Here is an 18,782-nt window from a genome sequence, read left to right on the forward strand (position 1 = left end):
ACTCCGGCGGCCGCGTCCCGAGCGCTTCACGCGCCGCGGATGAGGTGCCGTGACGGTGCTCCCCCGCGGCGGGTGGTGTGCCGGCGACCGCGGGGGTGTTGCGTCGCTGGTGGACCGGGGCCCCACCGGTCCCGTCGGCGGGGAGGTGCGCGATGACCGGTTCAGTGGCCGCGAGGATCGCCTCGGGTCTGGCTGCCCGCAAGGAGGTTCCGCTCGCCGGCCACGCGGACCTGCCCACCGGCCGTGACCGTCCTGACCCGGTGGAGGTCCTCACCGGGCAGGACGGCACGCGGCTGCCGGAGCTCGTGCCGATCCGGTACGGGCGGATGCTGGCCTCGCCGTTCGCGTTCTTCCGCGGTGCCGCCGCGGTGATGGCCGGCGACCTGGCCAGGACGCCGTTCTCCGGACTGACCTGCCAGCTCAGCGGGGACGCGCACGTGGGCAACTTCGGGGTCTTCGCCTCCCCGGAGCGGCGGCTGGTGTTCGACCTCAACGACTTCGACGAGACGCTGCCCGGTCCGTGGGAGTGGGACGTCAAACGCCTCGCGGCCAGCATCGCCGTCGCCGGGCGGGAGAACGGGCTGGGGCGCAAGGCCCGCGCGGCCGCCGTGCGCACCGCCGCCGGCCGCTACCGGTCGGCGATGATCCGCTTCGCCGGACGGGGTGACCTCGACGTCTGGTACGCCCACGCCGGTGCCGACGAGATCGAGATCCTGCTCAAGGCACGGGCGGACAAGACCAAACAGCGCCGTTTCGCGCAACAGCAGGCGAAAGCCCGTGCGCGGGACAGCCTGCAGGCCTACCGCAAGCTGACGTCCGTCGTCGACGGATGCCGTCGCATCACGGCGGATCCGCCACTTCTCGTGCCGGTCGGGCATCTGCTGCCCGACGCGGACCGCGCGGACCTGGAGTTCATGATCCAGGACCTGCTCGCCGGGTACGCCGGCACCTTGTCCGCCGATCGGCGTCATCTGATGAACGGGTTCCGGTTCGTCGACATGGCGCGCAAGGTCGTCGGTGTCGGCAGCGTCGGGACCCGGTGCTGGATCGTGCTGCTGTACGGGCGGGACGAGAACGACCCGTTGCTGCTGCAGGTGAAGGAGGCGTCGCGGTCGGTTCTCGCGGACCACGTTCCCGGCGGCGTGCGCACGAACCACCGCAGCGAGGGCGAACGCGTCGTGGCCGGGCAGCGGTTGATGCAGGCCGCCGGCGACATCTTCCTCGGCTGGGAGACCGCCGAGGGCATCGACGGGCTCACCAGGGACTTCCACGTCCGGCAGCTGCGCGACTGGAAGGGCTCGGCGTCGGTCGAGACCATGGACGCGGCGGGCCTGCGGCTGTACGGCGCGCTGTGCGGGTGGACGCTGGCCCGAGCGCACGCGCGCACCGGCGACCGGATCGCGATGGCCGCGTACCTCGACGACGGCAGGGCGTTCGACGCCGCGCTCGCCGAGTTCGCCGAGCGCTACGCGGACCGCAACGAGCAGGACTACCGGCTCGTCTCGGAGGCGGCGCGGGCCGGGCGCATCACGGTCCTAAGTGGACTCTGATCTGTACCAGAACATCTTCTGAGGAGACTCGATGTGCCGATGGCTCGCGTATTCCGGTTCCCCGGTTCTGCTGGAGGAGCTCCTCTACGTGCCGGCGAACTCGCTCGTCACCCAGAGCAAGCACTCGCGGCTGGGAGTGGAGACCACCAACGGTGACGGCTTCGGGGTCGGCTGGTACGCGGCCGCGCCGTTGCCGGGTCTGTTCCTGAGCACCGAACCCGCGTGGAACGACCGCAACCTGCGGGAGCTGTCCGCGCAGACCACGGCGGGCCTCGTCTTCGCGCACGTTCGCGCGTCCACCGGCAGCGCGGTCCAGCAGACCAACTGCCATCCGTTCCGGCACGGCCGCCGGCTGTGGATGCACAACGGGCTCATCGCCGGTTTCCCCTTGCTGCGCAGGGAACTCTCGCTGGTGGTCGACCCCTCGCTCTACGCGGAGATCGAGGGGTCGACCGACTCGGAGATCCTGTTCTTCCTCGCGCTGACCTTCGGCCTGGAGCACGACCCGCCGACCGCCGTCGCCCGCACCGCCGGGTTCGTCGAGGCGATCGGCAGGAACCACGGCATCGCGCACCCGCTGCAGATGACGGTCGCCACGACCGACGGCGAGACCACCTGGGCGTTCCGCTACTCCAGCGAACGCCGCTCGCGCACCCTGTTCCACAGCAACGACATCACGACGCTGCGGCAGCAGTACCCGGACAACCCGACACTGCACGGCCTCTCCCCCGACACGCGGCTCGTCGTGTCGGAACCGCTGGGCGACCTGCACGGCGCCTGGCGCGAGGTGCCCGAGTCGACCTGCGTCGTCGCGCGCGGCGGCGTCGAGGAGCTCCTCCCGTTCGGTCCGCTCCGATGACGGCGCCGGTGGTGGCCGGTGTCGACGGCTCGTCGTCCGCCCTGGCCGCGGTCATGTGGGCCGCCGACGAGTGCGCCCGGCGCAACACCCCGCTGCGGCTGGTGCACGCCTCCGCAGGACATCTCGTGTCCGACGGTGCCGGCGTCTCGGCGTGCCTGGCCGAGGCCGCCATCGCCGCCCGTGCGGTGGGTCCGGACGTGGAGTTCACGACCGAACCGGTCAGCGGTGGCGCGACGAGCGTGCTGATCGAGGAGTCCCGGCACGGATGGCTGCTGGTGCTCGGTTCGCAGGGCATCGGCAACGTCCGGGGCCTGCTGATCGGCTCGACCGCGGCCGCCCTCGCCTCGCACGCTCGATGCCCGCTGGTGATCGTGCGGGGCCTGGCGGCCACCGACGGCCCGGTAGTGGTGGGCCACGACGGTTCCGTCGCGAGCGAGGCCGCGCTGGCGTTCGCCTTCGGGGCCGCCTCACTGCGCGCCGCCCGGCTCACGGTCCTGCTGTGCAGGCCCGGCGTCACCGTGGAGAGCGCCTACCGCAGGGCGCGTTTCGCCGCAGCCCGCGACGAGGCGGACGACGACGCCCGCGAGGTGCTTCAGCGCTGGCAGAGCCGCTATCCCGACGTGCGGGTGGAACGCGTGCTGCCGCGCGACCGTCCCGTGCGCGCACTCATGCGGTACGGCGCCGAGGCACAGCTCCTGGTGGTGGGCAGTCACGGCCGCGGTGGGTTCGACGGCATGCTGCTCGGCTCGACGAGCCAGGCCCTCGTCTCGCACGCCCCGTGCCCGTTGGTGATCGTGACCTCGGCGGACCGGCGGGCCGGCCTCATCCGGTGACGGGGTGGACGAGGCCGCGTTCGGGCCGACCGGCCGCGAGCCACTCCTGGGTGCTCCGACGCGCGGCGTCGATCAGCTCCCGGGACCGGCTGAAGTCGGCCGGCGACACGCTGAGCGGGCACAACGGCGGCACCACGCGCAGGTCGACCTCGTCCCGGTAACGCTCGACGTCGACCGCGAGCCGGTGGTTCACCAGCAACGTCAACGCGTGCAGCGCCATCCCGAGAGCGCTGCGCGGCGGCTGCGCGAGGTCGCACGCGTACCCGGTCGGCAGCACCCACACCCGTTCCGCACCCAGCGCCACCGCGTGCGACACGGGGTTGTTGTTCACCGCACCGCCGTCCATCAGGAACCGGCCGCCGAGCGACACCGGCGGGAACACCGCGGGGATGGCAGTGCTGGCCATCAACGCGTCCACCGCGTCGCCCTCGGACAGCAACACCTCCTCTCCGGACAACACGTCCGTGGCGCCGACGTGCGCGGGCGTCGGCGTGGTGCCGAGCGTGATGCCGGAGAGGTGGGTCCGCAGCAGGCGCCGCAGCGCCGTGCTGGGCACGAGGTGGTCGCTCAGCCCGAGGACACCGAGGAGGCCGCGCACCGGCCGGATCGGGAAGACGTCCTTGCGGGACAACGACGTCCACAGCTCCGTGAGGGTGCCGACCCCCTCGGGGCCGGGGTGGGCCGCGTGCCAGACACCGTTGACAGCGCCAACCGATGTGCCGACGACCAAGTCGGGCTGGATGCCCTCGCCGACGAGCGCCGCGAGCATGCCCACCTCGACCGCGCCCAGGCTGCCGCCGCCGGCGAACACGAACGCGGTCTTCATCGAACCATTCTGCCGCCGGGCGGGGCGGCTCACGAGGGGCCAGTTCCCCACCCCCTCCGAACCACCCGCGCCGGGTGACCCGCCACACCCCGCCCACCACCAGCCTGGCGATCACCTGACGTGCCAACCGAAAGGCGAACGACATGGCCGGTGCGGAGAAGGAAAGGCTGCGAGAACCGGACGAATGGCGACGCTGGGGCCCGTACCTCGGCGAACGCCAGTGGGGCACGGTCCGGGAGGCGTCGAACGGCGACGACGCCTGGACGTCGTTCACCCACGACCAGGCCCGCTACCGCGCCTACCGCTGGGGCGAGGACGGGCTGGCGGGCTTCAGCGATGACCGGCAGCGGGTGTGTCTGGCGCTGGCGTTGTGGAACGGGGCCGACCCGATCCTCAAGGAGCGGCTGTTCGGCCTGACCAACGGCGAGGGCAACCACGGCGAGGACGTCAAGGAGTGCTACTTCTACCTGGACGCCACGCCCACCTCGTCGTACCAGCGAATGCTCTACAAGTACCCGCAGCGGGCCTTCCCCTACGACGATCTCGTAGCCACCAACGGGAAACGCGGCCGCGAAGACCCCGAGTACGAGCTGCTCGACACCGGCGTGTTCGACGACGACCGGTACTTCGACGTCGTCGTGGAGTACGCCAAGGCAGGGCCTGAGGACATCCTGATGCGGGTCACCGCGCACAACCGCGGCCCGGACGAGGCGACGCTGCACGTGGTGCCGCAGCTGTGGTTCCGACACACGTGGTCGTGGGCGGGCACCATCGAACCCTCACTGCACACGCTGGGCACGGGCACGGTTCGGGCCGCGCACCCGGAGCTCGGCGTGTGGTGGTGGTACGCGGAGGGCCAGCTGATGGTCACCGGCAACGAGACCGACGACGAACGGGTCTTCGGCACTCCCAACACCACCCCGTACGTCAAGGACGGCATCGAACGCGCTGTGCTGCAGGGAGATCTCACGGCACTCGCGCCGGACGGCGTCGGCACGAAGGCCGCAGCCCACCACGTCCTGACGATTCCGCCGGGTGGCAGCAAAACCGTTCGCGTCCGCTTCACCACTGAGGCCGTGGACGAGCCGTTCCGCCGCTTCGACGCGGCGATCTCCGCCCGCCGCGAGGAGGCCGACGACTTCTACGACGAGGTGCTCGGCGGTGATCCGGCGAGTGGCGAACGGCTGGTGTGCCGGCAGGCGCTGGCAGGGCTGCTGTGGTCGCGGCAGTACTACGGGCTCGACGTGGAGCGGTGGCTCACCGAGCGCGGCGCGGACCCGATCGGTGCGCCGACCGGTCTGTCCAATGAGGACTGGCGGCATCTGGCGGCCGGGGACGTCGTCGTCATGCCGGACAAGTGGGAGTACCCGTGGTTCGCCGCGTGGGACCTCGCGTTCCACGCGGTGCCGCTCGCGGTGGTGGACCCGGCGGCGGCGAAGCAGCAGGTGGAGCTGTTGCTCGGGCGTCGTTACCTGCACCCGGACGGGCAGTTGCCCGCCTACGAGTGGAACTTCGGGGACGTCAACCCGCCGGTGCACGCGTGGGCGGCCTGGTTCGTCTACCAGTACGACCGCGACACCACCGGGACCGGTGACCGGGCGTTCCTGGCACGGGTGTTCCCGCCGCTGCTGCGCAACTTCGGCTGGTGGCTCAACCGCAAGGACGCCGACGGCCGCAACCTGTTCCAGGGCGGGTTCCTGGGGCTGGACAACATCGGCGTGTTCGACCGCAACGCCCCGCTGCCGACCGGTGGGCGGACCGACCAGGCGGACGGCACCGCGTGGATGGCGCTGTTCTGCCAGAACCTGGTGCAGATGGCGCTCGAACTGGCACGCGAGGACCCGGCGTACCTGGAGCACGCGGCGACGTTGCTGGAGAACCTCGCGTGGATCGCGGCGGCGACCAACCACGTCGGCAACGGGCTGTGGGACGAGGAGGACGGCTTCTTCCACGACGTGCTGCGGCATCCGGACGGCACGTCGACGCCGCTGCGCGTGCAGTCGGCGGTCGGGCTGATCCCGCTCGCCGCCGCGACCGTGGTCGGGGCCGGACTGCGGCGCGACCACCCCGGGCTCGTCGACGGCATGCGGGAGTTCCTCGACCGGCATCCCGCGGTGCGAGCGGCGTTGTGGGGCCACGGCGCGCAGACCGACGGCGACGGGCCGGTGCTGTTCGCGTTGTTCGACGAGAGCCGGCTGCGCCGCATCCTCACCAGGGTGCTCGACGAGGACGAGTTCCTGGGGCCGTACGGCATCCGGTCGCTCTCGCGGTGGCACGCCGAGCATCCGTACGTGCTCACGGTGGACGGCGTGGAGCACCGCGTCGGCTACCAGCCGGCGGAGTCGGACAGCTCCATGTTCGGCGGCAACTCCAACTGGCGCGGCCCGGTGTGGTTCCCGATCAACGCGATGGTCGTGCGCGCGTTGCTGCACCTGCACACCTACTACGGGGACGGCTTCACCGTCGAGTGCCCGACCGGGTCGGGGCGGAACCTCACGCTCGACCAGGTGGCGGGCGAGATCAGCGATCGGCTGCTCGCGACGTTCCTGCCAGGCGAGGACGGCCGCCGTCCGGTCCACGGTGGACAGACGCGCTACCGGGACGACCCGCACTGGCGGGACCTGCCGCTGTTCTACGAGTACTTCCACGGCGACAACGGGGCGGGCATCGGCGCGAGCCACCAGACCGGCTGGACGGCGCTCGTGGCGCTGCTGTCCCGCGTGCCCGCGAGGGAGGACGTGCGATGAACGGATGGCCGGACCGGCCCGTCGTCTACGAGATCAACACCGCGGTGTGGCTGGGCGAGCTGGCGCGAGACGCCGAACGCCCGGTCACCCTCGCCGAGGTGCCCGCCGCGGTCTGGGACGCGGTGGCACCGCCCGGCGTCGACGCGGTGTGGCTGATGGGCGTGTGGGAACGCAGCATGACCGGGCTGGCGCTCGCCAACGCGCGGAGCGGGTTGCGGGCCTCGTTCCAGGCGGCGCTGCCGGACCTGCGCCCCCAGGACGTCAGCGGGTCGCCGTACTGCGTGCGGCGCTACGTCGTGGCCGACGAGTTCGGCGGCGACGAAGGTCTCGCGAAGGCACGGGCGGAGCTCGCGTCACGCGGCGTGCGGCTGGTGCTCGACTTCGTGCCGAACCACGTGGCACCGGACCACCCGTGGGTGATCGACCGCCCGGAGCTGTTCGTCCGCGGCGACGTGGACGACTACGCCGAGAACCCCGAACGCTGGCTCGCGATCGGCGAACACGTCTTCGCGCGCGGCCGCGACCCGTACTTCCCGCCGTGGCCGGACGTCGTGCAGCTCGACGCCTTCTCCCCCGCGCTGCGGGCCGTGGCCGCGACGACGCTCGCGGGCATCGCGGCCCGCTGCGACGGCATCCGGTGCGACATGGCGATGCTCATGACCAACGACGTGTTCGCGCGCACCTGGGGCCGCGAGGCGCCCGAACGCGAGTTCTGGCCCGAGATCATCGACGGCCTGCGCGACCAGCACGCCGAGACCGTGCTGATCGCCGAGGCGTACTGGGACATGGAATGGACGTTGCAGCAGCAGGGTTTCGCCTTCTGCTACGACAAACGCCTCTACGACCGGCTCGTCTCGCGGGACGTCGAAGGGGTGCGCGCGCATCTGCGTGCCGACATCGGCTACCAGGCGAAACTGGTGCGGTTCCTGGAGAACCAGGACGAACCGCGGCTGGCGGCCACCCTCCCGCCGGACGCCGCCAGGGCCGCCGCGGTCGTCATCGCCACCCTGCCCGGTGCGACGCTGTGGCACGAGGGCCAGTTCGAGGGCAGGACGGTCCGGCCACCGGTGTTCCTCAACCGCCGTCCGGAGGAAACGCCCGACCACGACCTGGCCGCCTGGTACCGGCACCTGCTCGCGACCGTGCGGGAGCACCGCCTCCGGTGCGGCGAGTGGTTCCTGCTCGGCACCGAGGGCTGGCCGGACAACCAGTCGCACCGCTCGCTGCTCGCGTGGGAGTGGATCGAGGTCGGTGGGCCCAGGCACGTCGTGGTGGTCAACTTCTCCGATTCACCAGCACAGGCAAGGATTCCACTCGACTGGGAACCGCGACCGTGGCGGTTCACGGACCTGCTCGGCGGTGAGGTCTTCGACCGCGACCTCACCGCCGAGGGACTCTTCGTGTCATTGCGCCCGTGGGGTTTCCACGTGTTGTCGGTGGCCTGATCGAGCCCGCGCGCGGAGCAGGGCGGCTGCCCAGCCCGCGCGCGGGTCCGCGTCCACCAGCAACACCTTCACCAGCACGGTGAGCGGCACCGCCAGCAACGCGCCGAGCGGGCCGAGCACCCACGCCCAGAACGCGAGCGACAGGAACGTCGTGGTCGTCGACAACCCCGCGGCGTCCCCGGTGTAGCGCGGCTGCACCAGCGACTGCACCACGAAGTTCAGCAGCCCGTACACGGCCAGCACCGCCAGTGCGCGGCGCGGGCCGTGCTGCAGCAGGGCGAGCGCGGCGGGCGGCAGCACCCCGAGCACGAACCCGACGGTGGGGACGTAGTTGGTGACGAACGACAACACGCCCCACAACAGGGCCAGCGGCACGCCCAGCAACGCCAGCGCCACCGTGTCCAGCACCGCCACGACCGCTCCGAACACCGTTGTGATCAACAGGTAGCGCCGGGTGCGGCGGGCGAACTCCCGCAACGCCACCGTCAACTGCGGCCGCTGGTCCGCGATCTCGGCCAGCCTGCTGTCGGTCCAGTGCACCTCGACGCCCAGGAACAACAGCAGCGCCAGCAGGAACACCAGGCTGGTGGTGAGCCCGGTCAGGTCGGAGAGCAGCCCGGTGATCGACGCGAGCACCTTGCCCCGGTCCAGGCCGGCGAGCACGTGCTCCGCCTGCTGCACCAGGTGGTGGGCCGCGTACTCCGGCAGCATCCCGGCGAGCCGCACACCGGACACCACCACCGTCATGGCGATCGCGCCCAGCACCGCGTACACGAGCACGACGACGCCCGTGGTCGCGAGCCACGACGGTGCGCCCCGGCCGCGCAGCCACCGGTGCGCGGGGCTGATCGCGATCACGATCAGCCCCGCCAGCACGGTGGGCGCCACCAGCCACGCGACCGCCTTCAGCCCGGCGACCACGACCACCGCCGACGCGGCACCGAGCAGAATCGTCAAAGCGCGTGGCATCAACGAGAGGACGGCTCGAGCGCTGCCGCCGCCTCGTTGCCGTGCACCACCACGGCCCAGATCACCACCACGCACAAGGTGATGACGATCGTGGACCACACCGGGTGCACCGAGACGAATGCCAGTTGTGCCACCGCGTTCACCGCGGCGAGGATCACCGTGAGCACCCTGGCCCACGCGGAGCCGGAGAGCAGCGCGGCGCCCGCCAGCGCCACCAGCACGCCGAGCAGCAGGGTGATCCAGCCCCAGGTGGTGAGGTCGAAGACGATCACCTGCTCGCCGTTGGCGACGTAGTACTCGCCGCGGAACAACCCGACGAGCCCCTCGATGGCGTTGAACGCCCCCATGACGATCATCATGATGCCCGCGAACCAGATCCAGCCGAGCCAGCCTGTGTCCTGCATCGTGCCTCCGTTGTGTCGCGAAGCGTTGGTCCGGCCCACCGTGCCCCCGCGCCGCCCGGTGGATCTTCACCCGCCGCGTGTGAGTACCAGGGCACGTGTCCGCTCCGGCGGGTGAAGACCTGGTCCGTTCGGCGGACGAGCGTCGTCACCATGACCACACCCCCGTATGCGCCGATCGCCGATCACGGGCTGATCGGCGACCTCCAGACCACCGCACTGGTGTCCACCGACGGCACGGTGGACTGGTTCTGCTGCCCGCGGTTCGACTCGCCGTCGGTGTTCGCCTCGCTGCTGGACCGCAAGCGCGGCGGGTTCTGCCGGATCCGGCCGGCCGGGTTCACCGGCACGGGCAAACAGCTGTACTTCCCGGACACTGCGGTGCTGATCACCCGTTTCATGACCGAGGACGGCACCGGGGAGGTCGTCGACTTCATGCCGCCGCTGCCCGACGAGGGCCCGACCGAACGGCACCGGCTCGTGCGCCTGGTGCGGTGCGTCCGGGGGCGGGTCACGTTCGAGCTCGACGTTGCCCCGCGCTTCGGCTACGGCCGCCGGGCGCACCGCGCGCACCTCACCGACGACGGCGTGGTCTTCGCGTGCGGCCAGTTCGGCCTGGTGCTGCACGCCGTGCGCGAACCCGGTGACGCCCGGCTGGTGTCCGGGCAGATCACCGACACCGGCGACCTGCGCGCGACGATCAGCCTGGAGGAGGGGCAGACCCGCGGCATCGTGCTGGAGTCCGGTGTGGACGGTCCGCCGCGCGCCGTCGCCGCGGCCGAGGCGCGGGCGATGTTCGAACAGACCGTGCGGTTCTGGCACGAGTGGCTCGCCCGCGGCACCTACCGCGGCCGGTGGCGCGAGGCGGTCGACCGTTCGGCCATCACCCTCAAGCTGCTCACCTACGCGCCGACCGGGGCGATCGTCGCCGCCCCCACGGCCGGCCTGCCGGAACAGCTCGGCGGCGAGCGGAACTGGGACTACCGCTACACCTGGGTCAGGGACGCCTCGTTCGCCGTCGGTTCGTTGCTGCGGCTGGGGTTCACCGACGAGGCGGCGGCGTTCGGCGGCTGGCTCACCGAGCGGTTCGTGGAGGGTGAGCCACTGCGGGTGATGTACGCGGTGGACGGGTCCACCGACCTCACCGAGCACGTCCTCGACCACTGGGAGGGACACCGGGGGTCGTCGCCCGTGCGGGTCGGCAACGACGCGGCCTGCCAGTTGCAGCTCGACATCTACGGCGAACTGCTGGACAGCGTGTACGCCGCCCACCTGCGCGGGGTGCGCATCGGGCATCGCGGCTGGCACGCGGTGGTCGAGCTGCTGGACTGGCTGGCGGAGAACTGGAACCAGCCGGAGGAGGGGATCTGGGAGACGCGGGGCGGACGCGCGGACTTCACCTACGGCAGGGTGATGAGCTGGGTCGCGTTCGACCGGGCGATCCGCATCGCCGAGAGCGAGGGGAAACCCGCACCGGTGGCGAGGTGGCGCTCGCAGCGCGACCGGATCTACGGCCAGGTGTGGGACCAGGGCTGGGATCATCGCACCGGAGCGTTCGTGCAGCGCTACGGCTCGCAGGTCCTCGACGCGTCGTTGCTGCGGATGGCCCAGGTGGGGTTCGTCGCGCCGCGGGACCCGGTCTGGCTGGACGCCCTCGCCGCGATGGAGTCCCTCGTCAGCGACAGTCTCGTGAGGCGCTACGACACGGACGCGTCGCCCGACGGACTGCGGGGCTCGGAGGGCTCGTTCTCGTTGTGCACCTTCAACTACGTGACGGCGCTGGCGCTGTCCGGACGGGCCCGCGAGGCACGGCTGGTGTTCGAGAAGATGCTGACCTACGGCAACCACGTCGGCCTCTACGCCGAGGAGATCGCGGTGACCGGGGAACAGCTCGGCAACTTCCCGCAGGCGTTCACCCACCTGGCCCTCATCGACGCCGCCGTCACCCTCGACGAGCAGCTCACTCGCGACGGGTGAGGACGCGGCGGCGCCCGGCTCGCACAGTCATCGGCATGGCGACATTGACCGTGTGGAAGTTCGACACGACCGAAGGGGCGCACAACGCGCTGCAGGAGCTGACGAGGCTGCAGGACCAGCAGCTGATCGTCGTGCGGGACGCGGCCTACGTCTACTGGGAACCGGACGCGAAACGACCGAAGACCAAGGAGCTCGGCAAGCTCACCGGCGCGGGAGCGCTCGGCGGCGGCTTCTGGGGGCTGTTGTTCGGCCTGATCTTCTTCGTGCCCCTGCTGGGTGCGGCGATCGGGGCCGGTGTCGGCGCGCTGGCCGGTTCGCTGTCCCGCGCGGGCATCGACGACGACTTCGTGAAGGAGATCAGGGACACCGTCACGCCCGGCACGTCCGCGCTGTTCGTGATGTCCGAGGGCGCCGTCGTCGACCGGGTGGCCGAGAGGTTCAAGCAGACCGGCGCCACCCTGCTGACCACCAACCTCACCGTGGAACAGGAGGAGCTGCTGCGGGAGACGTTCTCCGCCTGACCACTCGATGATCTCGGCGGTGCCGGGCCGGTGACGACTGCCGGGGAGCCGATGCCGGCCTGACACCGCCCGCCGATGAGCCGGCCGGAGCGCGGACCACCGCGCTCCGGCCGGTTCGCTTTCACCGCGAGGGGCCCGCCACCCGCACCCGCGCGGCCGCGTCGCCCAGCAGCGAGTGGACGATCCGCAGCACGTCCGCGACGTGGTCGCGGTGCTCGTTGATCAGCTCGGCGCGGCGGGTCGCCTCCCGCACCACGTACTCCGCCCGGCGGCGCGCGGTCTCCTCCATCAGCCGCACGTCGTGGCAGGTCTGCTTGCGCCGCAACGCGAGCGCGAGCTCGAAGTCCTCGGTGACCTCCGCCCGGTGACGGGCCGCCGCGTCGTCGAGCGCACGGCGGCCCGCCTCCCCCTCCCGCAGGATCCGCGCCATCCGCACACGGGTCTGCGCCAGCAGCTCCCGGTGCTCGGCGTGCGTGCGTCGCGCGGACTCCCAGGCGTGGTCCTCCAGCGCGGTGGCCCGGTCGGTGATCTCCGCAGCCTGCGCGAGCGTGCGCTCCACGACGTACCGAAGCCGTTCCCCGACGGCGTAGGGGGACTGCGGCACGGCGCGCAGCCGGTCGAGCCGTTCCCGCAACGCGCGGTTGTCCTCCCGTTCGGACTCCAGGTGCCGGGCGAGCGACTCCGCCCTGGCCTCCGCCGCGTCGCGGTCCGCGGTGAGCGTCTCGATGTCGTGCTCGGCCTCGTGGACGTAGTGCCACACCTGGTCGCGCCGGAAGCCCAGCCACGCGACGTCGAACGCGGTGCGCAGCGGCACCAGTTCCGCGGTCACGGCCGCACCAGCGTCAGCGGCACGCGGCACAGCGCGCCGATGCCCTCCTCGGGGGCCTGCCGGGCACCCGCGTTGATCACGTGCACCCGCGTGCCGCTCAGCAACGCCGCCCGCACCGCCACGTCCGCGAGCAGCCCGCAGCGGCGGCGGGACCCCACGGCCTCGCCAGGAGCCACGTCCGTCGGCGCGAGGCCGTACCAGGCGGTGGCGGTGACGTCCTCCGGCTGTCCCACGAACAGCTCGTCCACCCGCCCGTCGGCCAGCGCGCCCAGGGTCTCGTCCACGCCCTCGACCCCCAGCCGCCGCGCCCTGCCGCGTTCGTGGAAGTCCGCCAGCACCCCCGCGGTCCACGTGCGGGCGGCCGCGCGCACCTCGTCCTCGATCCTGCTCGGGCTCAGGTCGGTGCCGACCCAGCGGGCCGTCGTCTCGCGCCGGACGGGGGCGGGCAGCGCGGCCCACAGCGCTGCCACGACCTCGTCCTGTCCCGCCACGATCAGCAGCCTGGCGTCCTGCCGGACCAGCATCGCCGCGACCGCCGACGCGACGGACCGAACACCCTCGTGCCAGTCCTTTTCCGGGTAGTGCAACGACATCCACTCCGCGCCGGGCGTGCCGAGCTCGGCGGTGTCGCGGGTGGCGGCGGCGACCACGCACGGCGGGCGGTCCTGCACCCACGCGAGCAACGGCAGCACGTGCGCGGGCGAGCTGAACCACGCCAGGTCCAGATGACTCAGTCCGGGCGCCCGGAAGACGCGCGGCGGCACCTCGCCGCCCGCGAACCCCACCAGCGTTCCCGCGGCCGGATCGGCGTCGTGGGCCCGGTGCAACGCGGCACCGATCGCACCGACCACGTCGTCGCCCGCTCCGTCACTGCGCAGCTGGTCGGCCAGACGGACCCAGCGCGACCGCCACGAACGCAACGGACTCGATCCCATGTAGACGGACGCGACCGGCCGGGCGGGCCGGACCACGTCGATCAGATCCCGCAGCGCGGGCAGGCAGGTCTTGGGCACAGCAGCGACTCCTCTTCCCCGTCGTGGACTGGCCACAGAGTCCGGGGAGCCGGTGATCCGCTTCTTCACCCGGCGCGGATGAACCGGCCTGCGCGCACGGGTGCGGCGCTCGCCCCGTCCGGGGGAGGTCCGGCCCGTGCGCGACGAGCAGCGTCGGAGCTCTAAGGAGGTGCGGACTTCCATGAGCCGTCAACCTGATCGTTCCCGCTCCCGTCGCATCGTGCTCGCCGTCGTGCTGTTCGCGTTCGTCGTCTCCGCCACCGGCGACGACGACTGCGGGGAGACCTCCCCGCTCGTGGTCACCGGCGTCCTCGCGGCCGCCGGTCTGCTGCCCAGACTGGTCGGGGTGGCCGGTCGCGCGCTGGTGCTGACAGCCCAGCCGGGCAAGGCGATCCGGCCCCCCTGCGCGGCCGAGTGATGCGGTTCGATCACATGATCATCCAAGGCAATTCCATCGGGGAGTGTCATCCTTCATGTCCGACAGTTCGGAGTGCGAGCGACCAGCGCACGACACCAGTCCGCCCAGGTTCAGAGTTCCCGTCTCCGCCGTCCCGCTCGTGGCACGAGATCAGCTGCTATCCACTGTGGACGGTCACGTCGCGGCGGCACCGGTCACCCTGGTCACCGGGCCCGCCGGCAGCGGCAAGACCACGTTGCTCGCGGAGTGGGCGAGACGCCGTCCCGGCCGGGTCGCGTGGCTGACCCTGAACGAGCACGACAGCCTGCCCGCGCGGCTGCGCATCGCGATGAGGGACGCGCTCACCGGCGTCTGGCCGGACCAGACCCGCCTCGACGCGATCCCGTGGTCGGAACCGGGTTTCTCCTCGGCGATCGTGGCCGCGTTCGACCACCTGCCCGCGTCCGCGTGCCTGGTGCTGGACAACGTGCACGAACTGCGCGACCCCGACGCCCTCGCCACCATCGACCTGCTCACCCGGCAGCCACCGGACCGGCTGAGACTGGTGCTGCTCGGCCGGTTCCCGCCGCCGCTGCACCTCGCCAGGCTGCACCTGGAGGGCAGGTTGCGCGAGGTGCTCCCCCACGAGCTCGCGTTCGACCTGGCGGAGACCGAGGCGCTGCTCGCCGCGCACGACGTCTCGCTCTCGGCCCAGGAGACCAGGGCGCTGCTCACCAGCACTGAGGGCTGGGCGGGCGGGCTGACGTTCGCGGCGATGCGGATGAACACGGCCGGCACACCGCCGGCCGACCTGCTCATGCTCACCGGGCAGGACGAGATCGTGAACAGCTACCTCGTCGAGGAGGTGCTCGCGGCCCAGTCGGCGAGCACGCGCGACCTGCTGGTCGCGACCAGCGTCTGCGACGCGGTGAGCGCGGGCCTCGCCGGCGTGCTGACACCGGAGCACCCGAGCCCCGGTGTCGTGCTCGACCAGCTCGAGCGCACCAACGCGTTCGTGAACCGGCTGAGCAGCGCACCCGAGTGGTACCGGTGCCATCCGGTGCTGCGGGCGCATCTTCTCGCCGAGCTCCGCCGCACCCGTCCGGCCGACGAGCGAGAGCTGAACCGGACAGCGGCGCGCTGGCACCACGAGCACAGCCTGCCGTTGACGGCGTTGCGGCACGCCATCGCGGCCGGCGAGGACCAGCTCGCCGCGGAGATCATCGAGCACTCGGTGCTGCGGGAGATGCTGCGCGTGGGTGGCGCGCAGGTGCAGCCGGTGCTGAGCGCGGTGCCCGGCCACGTGCTGGCCAGGCCCGCGGTCGGTGCGGTCGCCGCGCTCGTCGCGCTCGACGCCGGCGACCTCCCCGCCGCGGACCGGGTGCTCGCCGGGATGGGCGGCTCCTCCCCCGCGCTGCGGCCGGAACGGGTCCGGGTGCTGCACGGCACCGCGTTGCTGCGCCGCGGCCGGTTCAACGCGCACGTCGGCGAGGCGCTCGACATCATGGCTCGGACGTCCGCCGGGCTGAGCGGCACACCGGACGCGGACGTCGCCGCCCTGCTCGACCGCGGTGTCGCGGCGTTGTCGCGCGGCGAGCACGGCGCCGCGGAGGCCGACCTGGTCCGTGCGGCGACGCTCGCCAGGAAGGAGGGTTTCACCCACGCGGAACTGGACTCCCGGGTGCACCTGGCGGCGCTGGCGAGCGCGATGGGCGACATCGTGGAGGGAGCGCGGCTCGCCCAGGCGGCGGTCGAGTTCGCCGAACGAAGGGGCTGGCAGACGCACTTCACCTGCGCTCTCGCCTACTCGCTGCTGGGCGTGCACGCCTACCTGCGCATGGAGGACGCGCACGCGAGCGACCTGGCCATGCGCGCGACGGAGGCGCTGGGCGACCGCCTCGACCTCGGCGTCGGGATCGCGGTGCGCACGCTGGACGCGGCGGTGTCGTTCACCACGGCCGGCGACCCCCGTGCCGTCGCCGGCCGCCTGCGCCGGCAGTGGCAGGACGTCGCCGGGCGCGAGGTGACACCACCGGTCGTCGCCCACATAGCGCCTGCGCTGCAACGGATGGCGCTGCGGACCGGCGACGAGCAGTGGGCCGCGGCGATGCCCGGCCAGGTCGAGGCGATGTTCGGCCCGTGCGGGGAGCAGGCGGTGCTCCAGGCCGTGCTGCACTCCCACCACTCACGCGTCAACCAGGCCCGCAAGCTGGTGGAACCGTTGCTGTCGGGGGATCTGCCCGCGGTGGCGGCACCGACCGTGGTGGACGCGTGGCTGCTGGAGGCCGTGCTGGTGGAGCGTACCGGCGACCAGCGGCGTTCCCACGAGGCCGTCACCCGAGCCCTGGCGGCCGCGGAGCCCGTCGGCACGATCCGGCCGTTCGTCCACGCGGGCAAGCCGGTCCGCGAACTCCTCGCCCGCGGCGCCGGCCGGTTCGGCAGGCTGGACCGGTTCGCCACGACCACGATGACGGCGTTGCCGGCGGCGGCGCCGAACTCCGCGGGCGTGCTCACGACCCGCGAACGCGATCTGCTGGTCGAGCTGCCGTCCATGCGCACCACCGAGGAGATCGCGACCTCGCTGTTCGTCTCCGTCAACACCGTGAAGACGCATCTGCGCGGCATCTACCGCAAGCTGGGCGTGAACCAGCGGCGCGACGCCGTCCTCGTCGCGCGGCGACTAGGTCTGATCTGACCGCGAACTGGCGTTTCAGGCCGTGGCCCGGTAGTCGAACGCCCTCGCGGACATCCCTGGCTCGGCCCACGCGTTGCCTGGTCGTGAGCGGTTCCCGTGGTCGCACCGGAAACGCTCGGCTGGGACACCCCAGCCGAGCGTTCCGCGGCCTTTCAGCTGACGGACACCCCAGGCTCCGGCAGCACCCCGAAGCTCGCCGGACAGGCCCCGCGCTGGATCGAGCTCGTCCGGTTCGTCGCGAACGCGTCGAAGACCGGGTAGTGGCCGCCGGGCGCCATCTGCGAGAACGGCACGCGGAAGCTGAAGTCGTCGTAAAGGCACCACGGCACCGTGTCGTGGCTCCACGCCGAGCTGATCCTGTTGTTGAGCGCGAACTGCCGGAGATCACCCGCACCGCTGTTGAAGCACGCATGCTGTCCCGCGTAGCTGTTCAGGTCGAAAACCCCGGTGCGCCAACCACTGCACCGGTCCGGCGTGTGAGCGCCGGCGGACGGCGCGACCACGACCGACACGACCACGGCGGCGGCCGCGGCGAGCAACGCCGCTGCTTTCCTCGCGAACATGCTGTTCTCCCCCTGCTGTGGATTTCCTGCGTACCGGGAATGCTAGGAGGAACGACTCAGCGGACTCTCCAACAATTCTCCACCCGCACCCCGCCCCCACCATTAGCCGTTCGAGCCAGCTGACCAGCGACAACGCCCTGAACAGCCGCGTTACGTCAACACAACCGGCAATTCCGCGGACTTCCGACGACATGCCGCCGTTTGTGCGAAAGCGCTGAAAATCCACCGGCGACACGGTTTCATAGGACCCGGGGTGTTCAACCATGGGGGAATCAACAAGAACCTTCGGCGCCGCACTGCGCGCCCAGCGAGCCCTGCTGGGCCTGACCCAGCGCGAAGTGGCCGACCGAGCACGGGTCAGCGTCCGCGCGTTGCGCTACATCGAGAACGGCTCCGCGCCACGCCCGGCCCTGCTGCGCCGCCTGGCGTCGACCGTGGGACTCGACTCAGCGATCTTCACCCGCACACCGTTGGCACGCATCAGGATCCTCGGCCCGCTGGAGGTGGAAGGCGTGCCGGTGCCGTTGATGCAACGCCGCCTGCTCGGCCTGCTGGCGCTGCACCCGAACCAGGTCGTGGCCCGCGAGGAGATCATCGACGCGCTGTGGCAGGACTCGCCACCGGACTCGCACGTCCACCTGGTGCACAACTACGTGACGCGGTTACGGGCGTTCAGCACGGTGGAACGAGTGCACTGCGGCTACCGCCTCGTCGCCGATTCCGCAGGCCTGGATCTGGTGCGGTTCAACGAACTCCTGGTCCGTGCGGACCTCGCTGGGCTCGGCGAGGCGGTCGGGTTGTGGCGCGGCCCCGTGCTCGCCGACCTGCCTGCCGAGGTGCGACTGCACCCGACCGCGATCGCGTTGCACCAGCGCCGGATCGCCGCCGTGCTCGCCCACACCGACCTGGCACTGCGCACTACGGGCGAGCCGTTCTCGCCGTCGTTGATCACGCTGGCGCACGACGAGCCGTTGCACGAAGGCCTGCAGGCGCGGCTGATGCTGGCCCTGGCCAGGACCGGGCAGCAGGCGTCGGCGTTGCGGTTGTTCGAGCGGGTCCGCTCCCGACTCGCGGCCGAGCTGGGGGTCGAGCCTCGGCGGGATCTGCGGGATGCGCATCTGAGGGTGCTGCGGCAGGAGGTGTGACGCGGCTGCTCG

General features: G+C 71.8%; 16 protein-coding genes. 10 read left to right on the forward strand and 6 right to left on the reverse strand.

The features are described 5' to 3' along the window. The first annotated feature begins 152 nt into the window (after positions 1-152). The 3 genes from ACSHWB_RS40445 to ACSHWB_RS40455 are packed head-to-tail and all read left to right on the forward strand — an operon-like array spanning position 153 to position 3,242. Positions 153-1,550 (forward strand): DUF2252 domain-containing protein, encoded by a 1,398-nt coding sequence (locus tag ACSHWB_RS40445; RefSeq protein ID WP_439658601.1) that lies wholly within the window; start codon positions 153-155, stop codon positions 1,548-1,550. A gap of 31 nt (positions 1,551-1,581) precedes the next feature. Next, positions 1,582-2,409 carry a class II glutamine amidotransferase gene (locus ACSHWB_RS40450; RefSeq protein WP_439658602.1) on the forward strand — a complete coding sequence of 276 codons (828 nt, stop codon included), beginning with the start codon at positions 1,582-1,584 and terminating at the stop codon, positions 2,407-2,409. Continuing rightward, a complete protein-coding gene (locus ACSHWB_RS40455) occupies positions 2,406-3,242 on the forward strand; it encodes a universal stress protein (RefSeq protein ID WP_439658603.1) in 837 nt (278 codons plus the stop codon). Before ACSHWB_RS40450 ends, ACSHWB_RS40455 begins: the two co-directional genes overlap by 4 nt. On the opposite strand, the gene ACSHWB_RS40460 is transcribed toward ACSHWB_RS40455, so the two are convergent. Then, positions 3,232-4,068: a patatin-like phospholipase family protein gene (locus ACSHWB_RS40460; RefSeq protein WP_439658604.1), complete on the reverse strand. Its 837-nt coding sequence runs from the start codon at positions 4,066-4,068 to the stop codon at positions 3,232-3,234. The two genes, ACSHWB_RS40455 and ACSHWB_RS40460, sit on opposite strands and share 11 nt — an antisense overlap. Before the next feature lie 143 nt (positions 4,069-4,211). Here ACSHWB_RS40460 and ACSHWB_RS40465 point away from each other — a divergent pair, with 143 nt between their 5' ends. Together ACSHWB_RS40465 and ACSHWB_RS40470 are read left to right on the forward strand one after the other, a co-directional pair. Then, a complete protein-coding gene (locus ACSHWB_RS40465; protein WP_439658605.1) occupies positions 4,212-6,815 on the forward strand; it encodes an MGH1-like glycoside hydrolase domain-containing protein in 2,604 nt (867 codons plus the stop codon). Further along, on the forward strand, positions 6,812-8,260 hold the full coding sequence (locus ACSHWB_RS40470) for an alpha-amylase family glycosyl hydrolase (RefSeq protein ID WP_439658606.1): 1,449 nt from the start codon (positions 6,812-6,814) through the stop codon (positions 8,258-8,260). Before ACSHWB_RS40465 ends, ACSHWB_RS40470 begins: the two co-directional genes overlap by 4 nt. Here the strand turns inward: ACSHWB_RS40470 and ACSHWB_RS40475 are convergent. After that, positions 8,219-9,229, reverse strand: a complete 1,011-nt coding sequence (locus ACSHWB_RS40475) for an AI-2E family transporter (protein WP_439658607.1) — start codon at positions 9,227-9,229, stop codon at positions 8,219-8,221. The two genes, ACSHWB_RS40470 and ACSHWB_RS40475, sit on opposite strands and share 42 nt — an antisense overlap. Beyond that, positions 9,229-9,633, reverse strand: a complete 405-nt coding sequence (locus ACSHWB_RS40480; protein WP_439658608.1) for a DUF7144 family membrane protein — start codon at positions 9,631-9,633, stop codon at positions 9,229-9,231. The genes ACSHWB_RS40475 and ACSHWB_RS40480 overlap by 1 nt, the downstream gene beginning before the upstream one ends. Before the next feature lie 150 nt (positions 9,634-9,783). Between ACSHWB_RS40480 and ACSHWB_RS40485 the strand changes: the two genes are divergently transcribed. Together ACSHWB_RS40485 and ACSHWB_RS40490 are read left to right on the forward strand one after the other, a co-directional pair. After that, a complete protein-coding gene (locus tag ACSHWB_RS40485) occupies positions 9,784-11,607 on the forward strand; it encodes a glycoside hydrolase family 15 protein (protein ID WP_439658609.1) in 1,824 nt (607 codons plus the stop codon). Between the two features lie 35 nt (positions 11,608-11,642). Then, a complete protein-coding gene (locus ACSHWB_RS40490; protein WP_439658610.1) occupies positions 11,643-12,128 on the forward strand; it encodes a DUF1269 domain-containing protein in 486 nt (161 codons plus the stop codon). A 121-nt stretch (positions 12,129-12,249) separates the two neighbouring features. Here the strand turns inward: ACSHWB_RS40490 and ACSHWB_RS40495 are convergent, their stop codons facing one another. Continuing rightward, a complete protein-coding gene (locus tag ACSHWB_RS40495; RefSeq protein WP_439658611.1) occupies positions 12,250-12,957 on the reverse strand; it encodes a hypothetical protein in 708 nt (235 codons plus the stop codon). Next, positions 12,954-13,970, reverse strand: a complete 1,017-nt coding sequence (locus ACSHWB_RS40500; RefSeq protein WP_439658612.1) for a hypothetical protein — start codon at positions 13,968-13,970, stop codon at positions 12,954-12,956. Before ACSHWB_RS40500 ends, ACSHWB_RS40495 begins: the two co-directional genes overlap by 4 nt. A 181-nt stretch (positions 13,971-14,151) precedes the next feature. On the opposite strand from ACSHWB_RS40500, the gene ACSHWB_RS40505 reads away from it, so the two are divergent. Both ACSHWB_RS40505 and ACSHWB_RS40510 read left to right on the forward strand, forming a co-directional pair. Continuing rightward, positions 14,152-14,388, forward strand: a complete 237-nt coding sequence (locus tag ACSHWB_RS40505) for a hypothetical protein (RefSeq protein WP_439658613.1) — start codon at positions 14,152-14,154, stop codon at positions 14,386-14,388. Positions 14,389-14,527: 139 nt separating this feature from the next. After that, positions 14,528-17,062 (forward strand): LuxR C-terminal-related transcriptional regulator, encoded by a 2,535-nt coding sequence (locus ACSHWB_RS40510; RefSeq protein WP_439658614.1) that lies wholly within the window; start codon positions 14,528-14,530, stop codon positions 17,060-17,062. 152 nt (positions 17,063-17,214) lie between these two features. On the opposite strand, the gene ACSHWB_RS40515 is transcribed toward ACSHWB_RS40510, so the two are convergent. Further along, positions 17,215-17,625, reverse strand: a complete 411-nt coding sequence (locus ACSHWB_RS40515; RefSeq protein ID WP_439658615.1) for a hypothetical protein — start codon at positions 17,623-17,625, stop codon at positions 17,215-17,217. A gap of 263 nt (positions 17,626-17,888) precedes the next feature. Between ACSHWB_RS40515 and ACSHWB_RS40520 the strand changes: the two genes are divergently transcribed. Continuing rightward, on the forward strand, positions 17,889-18,770 hold the full coding sequence (locus tag ACSHWB_RS40520; RefSeq protein WP_439658616.1) for a BTAD domain-containing putative transcriptional regulator: 882 nt from the start codon (positions 17,889-17,891) through the stop codon (positions 18,768-18,770). Positions 18,771-18,782 lie beyond the last annotated feature (12 nt).

This window comes from Lentzea sp. HUAS TT2 (genome assembly GCF_051853195.1).
Taxonomy (GTDB): Bacteria; Actinomycetota; Actinomycetes; order Mycobacteriales; family Pseudonocardiaceae; genus Lentzea.